Source organism: Escherichia sp. WS547 (assembly GCF_046486065.1).
GTDB lineage: Bacteria > Pseudomonadota > Gammaproteobacteria > Enterobacterales > Enterobacteriaceae > Escherichia > Escherichia coli.
In genome coordinates this window covers 90,512-97,443 of sequence record NZ_JBJQMA010000020.1, presented here as the reverse complement: position 1 = coordinate 97,443, position 6,932 = coordinate 90,512, and the positions used below count along the sequence as shown (strand labels likewise).

At 54.5% G+C, this 6,932-nt stretch carries 6 protein-coding genes and 1 pseudogene; 5 read left to right on the top strand and 2 right to left on the bottom strand.

Going from position 1 to position 6,932, the window contains the following annotated elements:
- A pseudogene (locus ACJHWK_RS17560) lies at positions 1 to 473 on the bottom strand (IS1 family transposase); the annotation flags it as partial.
- Between the two features lie 98 nt (positions 474 to 571).
- Here ACJHWK_RS17560 and yghO point away from each other — a divergent pair.
- Positions 572 to 1,714: a protein YghO gene (gene yghO / locus ACJHWK_RS17555; RefSeq protein ID WP_000388786.1), complete on the top strand. Its 1,143-nt coding sequence runs from the start codon at positions 572 to 574 to the stop codon at positions 1,712 to 1,714.
- Between the two features lie 6 nt (positions 1,715 to 1,720).
- Here yghO and glcC read toward each other — a convergent pair whose 3' ends face one another.
- Positions 1,721 to 2,485 carry a transcriptional regulator GlcC gene (gene glcC / locus ACJHWK_RS17550; protein WP_001297764.1) on the bottom strand — a complete coding sequence of 255 codons (765 nt, stop codon included), beginning with the start codon at positions 2,483 to 2,485 and terminating at the stop codon, positions 1,721 to 1,723.
- A 250-nt stretch (positions 2,486 to 2,735) separates the two neighbouring features.
- Here glcC and glcD point away from each other — a divergent pair, with 250 nt between their 5' ends.
- Genes glcD through ACJHWK_RS17530 form a run of 4 tightly spaced genes read left to right on the top strand, consistent with a single transcriptional unit; the run spans position 2,736 to position 6,930 of the window.
- Positions 2,736 to 4,235 (top strand): glycolate oxidase subunit GlcD, encoded by a 1,500-nt coding sequence (gene glcD, locus ACJHWK_RS17545; protein ID WP_000026117.1) that lies wholly within the window; start codon positions 2,736 to 2,738, stop codon positions 4,233 to 4,235.
- Complete coding sequence (gene glcE, locus ACJHWK_RS17540) at positions 4,235 to 5,287, top strand: glycolate oxidase subunit GlcE (protein ID WP_000943100.1); 1,053 nt, start codon at positions 4,235 to 4,237, stop codon at positions 5,285 to 5,287. The genes glcD and glcE overlap by 1 nt, the downstream gene beginning before the upstream one ends.
- A gap of 10 nt (positions 5,288 to 5,297) precedes the next feature.
- Entirely contained in the window at positions 5,298 to 6,521 is a 1,224-nt protein-coding gene (glcF, locus tag ACJHWK_RS17535) for a glycolate oxidase subunit GlcF (protein WP_001194665.1), read from the top strand.
- A 4-nt stretch (positions 6,522 to 6,525) separates the two neighbouring features.
- Positions 6,526 to 6,930, top strand: a complete 405-nt coding sequence (locus ACJHWK_RS17530) for a GlcG family protein (protein WP_000853256.1) — start codon at positions 6,526 to 6,528, stop codon at positions 6,928 to 6,930.
- Positions 6,931 to 6,932: the final 2 nt, after the last annotated feature.

Below are 6,932 nucleotides of genomic sequence, written 5' to 3'. Positions count from 1 at the left end.
AAAGGGTGACAGCAGGCTCATAAGACGCCCCAGCGTCGCCATCGTGCGTTCACCGAATACGTGCGCAACAACCGTCTTCCGGAGCCTGTCATACGCGTAAAACAGCCAGCGCTGGCGCGATTTAGCCCCGACGTATCCCCACTGTTCGTCCATTTCCGCGCAGACGATGACGTCACTGCCCGGCTGTATGCGCGAGGTTACCGACTGCGGCCTGAGTTTTTTAAATGGCGGAAAATCGTGTTGAGGCCAACGCCCATAATGCGGGCGGTTGCCCGGCATCCAACGCCATTCATGGCCATATCAATGATTTTCTGGTGCGTACCGGGCTGAGAGGCGGTGTAAGTGAACTGTAGTTGCCATGTTTTACGGCAGTGAGAGCAGAGATAGCGCTGATGTCCGGCAGTGCTTTTGCCGTTACGCACCACGCCTTCAGTAGCGGAGCAGGAAGGACATCTGATGGAAATGGAAGCCACGCAAGCACCTTAAAATCACCATCATACACTAAATCAGTAAGTTGGCAGCATTACCCTGTTTGTCACCGTTAATTATTTGTTACCCACAGAACAGAACTATGGAATGCGATCTGCTGATGATTAAAATTGAAAAAGTAATTAATAAAAATGACCTTAAGGCATTTATCGCTTTTCCGTCATCACTTTATCCCGACGATCCAAACTGGATACCCCCTTTATTCATAGAACGCAACGAGCATTTGTCTGCGAAAAATCCGGGGACGGACCATATCATCTGGCAGGCGTGGGTGGCAAAAAAAGCGGGGCAGATAGTTGGGCGTATTACCGCGCAAATAGATACCTTGCACCGTGAGCGTTACGGTGAAGATACCGGTCATTTCGGCATGATTGACGCCATTGATGATCCGCAGGTTTTTGCCGCGTTGTTTGGCGCAGCGGAAGCGTGGTTGAAGTCACAAGGTGCAAGTAAGATCAGCGGGCCTTTCAGCCTGAATATCAATCAGGAAAGCGGATTACTGATTGAAGGTTTTGACACACCACCCTGTGCGATGATGCCACACGGCAAACCGTGGTATGCCGCGCATATTGAACAACTGGGTTATCACAAAGGCATTGATTTACTGGCGTGGTGGATGCAGCGAACCGATCTCACTTTCTCTCCGGCGCTAAAAAAACTGATGGATCAGGTGCGCAAAAAGGTGACCATTCGCTGCATCAATCGTCAGCGGTTTGCCGAAGAGATGCAGATCCTGCGTGAGATTTTCAACTCTGGCTGGCAGCACAACTGGGGATTTGTGCCGTTTACCGAACATGAATTCGCGACCATGGGCGATCAACTTAAATATCTGGTGCCGGACGATATGATCTATATCGCTGAGATTGATTCTGCACCCTGCGCGTTTATTGTCGGCTTGCCGAACATCAACGAGGCGATTGCCGATCTGAACGGATCGCTCTTTCCCTTCGGCTGGGCAAAATTGCTGTGGCGTTTGAAAGTCAGCGGTGTGCGAACTGCGCGAGTACCGCTGATGGGCGTGCGCGACGAGTATCAGTTCAGCCGCATCGGCCCGGTGATTGCGCTGTTATTGATTGAAGCCTTACGCGATCCGTTTGCCCGCCGGAAGATCGATGCGCTAGAGATGTCATGGATCCTCGAAACCAATACAGGCATGAATAACATGCTGGAACGCATTGGGGCGGAGCCGTACAAGCGTTACCGATTGTATGAAAAGCAGATTTAATACCAGCTAACTCAGGTTCATCTCCAGCGGCACCGCCGAGCGAATCAAATGGTGGCCTTCCAGCTCGATATCGTGGAGATTCTTTTTCACGGTCCGCACATGATCGCGTGCTGCGCGCTGGGCGACGTGCGGCAGCCGCTGCAACACCGCGTTGTAGATCCGCGCATGCTGGCGATCGATCTGCTTTTTTTGCTGTGGTCGATGGTAGAGATTATTTACGCTGGCAAACACTGAATTAAACATCAGATCGGTCAATGATTGCAGCGTAAACACCAGCACCTGATTGTGAGAAGCCTGACAAATGGCGAGATGGAAAGCGTGATCCAACTGCGCATGTTCGATCAGCGAAATCTCTTTGTTGTTCTCACTGGCGGCGAGCATTTTTTCATAACAGCGGGTTATCACAACAAAATCAGCCTGCGTTCCCAGCGTTGCCGCCAGCCTTGCCGATTCGCCCTCCAGTAATGCGCGAACGTCGAGCAGATCGTACAGCGTTCGCGGCTGCGTACTGAACAGATGGATCAGCGGGCTGGTGTCCTGCACCCGATTAAGCCGTGCGACACGAGAATCGCGACCCTGCGCCGTTTCAATAATCCCGCGCCCGCGCAGCACGGTCAGCCCTTCACGCAGTGCGGAGCGTGAGAAGCCGAGCTTTTCACACAGTCGACGTTCCGAGGGAAGCGGCTGACCGACCTTCAGTACGCCGTCGATAATTAACCGTTCGATACTCTCTGCAACCACTTCGCAAATAGGGCGACGTTCATCTTTCATTCCCGGACCTCGTGCACAGGTAGGACCAATTTTTCTGTTCTTAACTCGCAAAACACGCACATCACGTAAGTGATTATGTTACATCAATTTAACATTGAGTTAACCAAGACAAGGTCACAGAGCTGGAAAAAAAATGGTCTGACCGGTAGCTAAAGAGATAGACGAAAACGAAAAGCCCGCTTAATAACTGTTCACAGAAGCAGCGCGCAAAAATCAGCTGCCACACAACACAACAAAGCGAAGCCTACTCATGAGCATCTTGTACGAAGAGCGTCTTGATGGCGCTTTACCCGATGTCGACCGCACATCGGTACTGATGGCACTGCGTGAGCATGTCCCTGGACTTGAGATCCTGCATACCGATGAGGAGATCATTCCTTACGAGTGTGACGGGTTGAGCGCGTATCGCACGCGTCCATTACTGGTTGTTCTGCCTAAGCAAATGGAACAGGTGACAGCGATTCTGGCTGTCTGCCATCGCCTGCGTGTACCGGTGGTGACCCGTGGTGCAGGCACCGGGCTTTCTGGTGGCGCGCTGCCGCTGGAAAAAGGTGTGTTGTTGGTGATGGCGCGCTTTAAAGAGATCCTCGACATTAACCCCGTTGGTCGCCGCGCGCGCGTGCAGCCAGGCGTGCGTAACCTGGCGATCTCCCAGGCCGTTGCACCGCATAATCTCTACTACGCACCGGACCCTTCCTCACAAATCGCCTGTTCCATTGGCGGCAATGTGGCTGAAAATGCCGGCGGCGTCCACTGCCTGAAATATGGTCTGACCGTACATAACCTGCTGAAAATTGAAGTGCAAACGCTGGACGGCGAGGCACTGACGCTGGGATCGGACGCGCTGGATTCACCTGGTTTTGACCTGCTGGCGCTGTTCACCGGATCGGAAGGTATGCTCGGCGTGACCACCGAAGTGACGGTAAAACTGCTGCCGAAGCCGCCCGTGGCGCGGGTTCTGTTAGCCAGCTTTGACTCGGTAGAAAAAGCCGGACTTGCGGTTGGTGACATCATCGCCAATGGCATTATCCCCGGCGGGCTGGAGATGATGGATAACCTGTCGATCCGCGCGGCGGAAGATTTTATTCATGCCGGTTATCCCGTCGACGCCGAAGCGATTTTGTTATGCGAGCTGGACGGCGTGGAGTCTGACGTACAGGAAGACTGCGAGCGGGTTAACGACATCTTGTTGAAAGCGGGCGCGACTGACGTCCGTCTGGCACAGGACGAAGCAGAGCGCGTACGTTTCTGGGCCGGTCGCAAAAATGCGTTCCCGGCGGTAGGACGTATCTCCCCGGATTACTACTGCATGGATGGCACCATCCCGCGTCGCGCCCTGCCTGGCGTACTGGAAGGCATTGCCCGTTTATCGCAGCAATATGATTTACGTGTTGCCAACGTCTTTCATGCCGGAGATGGCAACATGCACCCGTTAATCCTTTTCGATGCCAACGAACCCGGTGAATTTGCCCGCGCGGAAGAGCTGGGCGGGAAGATCCTCGAACTCTGCGTTGAAGTTGGCGGCAGCATCAGTGGCGAACATGGCATCGGGCGAGAAAAAATCAATCAAATGTGCGCCCAGTTCAACAGCGATGAAATCACGACCTTCCATGCGGTCAAGGCGGCGTTTGACCCCGATGGTTTGCTGAACCCTGGGAAAAACATTCCCACGCTACACCGCTGTGCTGAATTTGGTGCCATGCATGTGCATCACGGTCATTTACCTTTCCCTGAACTGGAGCGTTTCTGATGCTACGCGAGTGTGATTACAGCCAGGCGCTGCTGGAGCAGGTGAATCAGGCGATTAGCGATAAAACGCCGCTGGTGATTCAGGGCAGCAATAGCAAAGCCTTTTTAGGTCGCCCTGTCACCGGGCAAACGCTGGATGTTCGTTGTCATCGCGGCATTGTTAATTACGACCCGACCGAGCTGGTGATAACCGCGCGTGTCGGAACGCCGCTGGTGACAATTGAAGCGGCGCTGGAAAGCGCGGGGCAAATGCTCCCCTGTGAACCGCCGCATTATGGTGAAGAAGCCACCTGGGGCGGGATGGTCGCCTGCGGGCTGGCGGGGCCGCGTCGCCCGTGGAGCGGTTCGGTCCGCGATTTTGTCCTCGGCACGCGCATCATTACCGGCGCTGGAAAACATCTGCGTTTTGGTGGCGAAGTGATGAAAAACGTTGCCGGATACGATCTCTCACGGTTAATGGTCGGAAGCTACGGTTGTCTTGGCGTGCTCACTGAAATCTCAATGAAAGTGTTACCGCGACCGCGCGCCTCCCTGAGCCTGCGTCGGGAAATCAGCCTGCAAGAAGCCATGAGTGAAATCGCCGAGTGGCAACTCCAGCCATTACCCATTAGTGGCTTATGTTACTTCGACAATGCGTTGTGGATCCGCCTTGAGGGCGGCGAAGGATCGGTAAAAGCAGCGCGTGAACTGCTGGGTGGCGAAGAGGTTGCCGGTCAGTTCTGGCAGCAATTGCGTGAACAACAACTGCCGTTCTTCTCGTTACCAGGTACCTTATGGCGCATTTCATTACCCAGTGATGCGCCGATGATGGATTTACCCGGCGAGCAACTGATCGACTGGGGCGGGGCGTTACGCTGGCTGAAATCGACAGCCGAGGACAATCAAATCCATCGCATCGCCCGCAACGCTGGCGGTCATGCGACCCGCTTTAGTGCCGGAGATGGTGGCTTTGCCCCGCTATCGGCTCCTTTATTCCGCTATCACCAGCAGCTTAAACAGCAGCTCGACCCTTGCGGCGTGTTTAACCCCGGTCGCATGTACGCGGAACTTTGAGGAGCAGGCTATGCAAACCCAATTAACTGAAGAGATGCGGCAGAACGCGCGCGCGCTGGAAGCCGACAGCATCCTGCGCGCCTGTGTTCACTGCGGATTTTGTACCGCAACCTGCCCAACCTATCAGCTTCTGGGCGATGAACTGGACGGGCCGCGCGGGCGCATCTATCTGATTAAACAGGTGCTGGAAGGCAACGAAGTCACGCTTAAAACACAGGAGCATCTCGATCGCTGCCTCACTTGCCGCAATTGTGAAACCACCTGTCCTTCTGGTGTGCGCTATCACAATTTGCTGGATATCGGGCGTGATATTGTCGAGCAGAAAGTGAAACGCCCACTGCCGGAGCGAATACTGCGCGAAGGATTGCGCCAGGTAGTGCCGCGTCCGGCGGTCTTCCGTGCGCTGACGCAGGTAGGGCTGGTGCTGCGACCGTTTTTACCGGAACAGGTCAGAGCAAAACTGCCTGCTGAAACGGTGAAAGCTAAACCGCGTCCGCCGCTGCGCCATAAGCGTCGGGTTTTAATGCTGGAAGGCTGCGCCCAGCCTACGCTTTCGCCCAACACCAACGCGGCAACTGCGCGAGTGCTGGATCGTCTGGGGATCAGCGTCATGTCAGCTAACGAAGCAGGCTGTTGTGGCGCGGTGGACTATCATCTTAATGCGCAGGAGAAAGGGCTGGCACGGGCGCGCAATAATATTGATGCCTGGTGGCCCGCGATTGAAGCAGGTGCCGAGGCAATTTTGCAAACCGCCAGCGGTTGCGGCGCGTTTGTCAAAGAGTACGGGCAGATGCTGAAAAACGATGCGTTATATGCCGATAAAGCGCGTCAAGTCAGTGAACTGGCGGTCGATTTAGTCGAGCTTCTGCGCGAGGAACCGCTGGAAAAACTGGCAATTCGCGGCGATAAAAAACTGGCCTTCCACTGCCCGTGTACCCTACAACATGCGCAAAAGCTGAACGGCGAAGTGGAAAAAGTGTTGCTTCGTCTTGGATTTACCTTAACGGACGTTCCCGACAGCCATCTGTGCTGCGGTTCAGCGGGAACATATGCGTTAACGCATCCCGATCTGGCACGCCAGCTGCGGGAAAACAAAATGAATGCGCTGGAAAGCGGCAAACCGGAAATGATCGTCACCGCCAACATTGGTTGCCAGACCCATCTGGCGAGCGCCGGTCGTACCTCTGTGCGTCACTGGATTGAAATTGTAGAACAAGCCCTTGAAAAGGAATAACAAAATGAAAACTAAAGTCATTCTTAGCCAGCAAATGGCGAGTGCAATTATTGCCGCAGGTCAGGAAGAGGCGCAGAAAAATAACTGGTCTGTTTCCATTGCTGTTGCCGATGACGGCGGTCATCTGCTGGCGTTAAGTCGCATGGACGATTGCGCGCCGATTGCGGCTTACATCTCCCAGGAGAAAGCGCGTACCGCCGCGCTGGGGCGTCGTGAAACTAAGGGCTATGAAGAGATGGTGAACAACGGACGTACCGCGTTCGTGACTGCGCCGTTACTGACGTCGCTGGAAGGTGGCGTACCGGTTGTTGTTGATGGGCAAATTATTGGTGCCGTGGGCGTTTCTGGTTTAACCGGAGCACAGGATGCGCAGGTCGCGAAAGCGGCAGCAGCGGTGTTGGCGAAATAAGC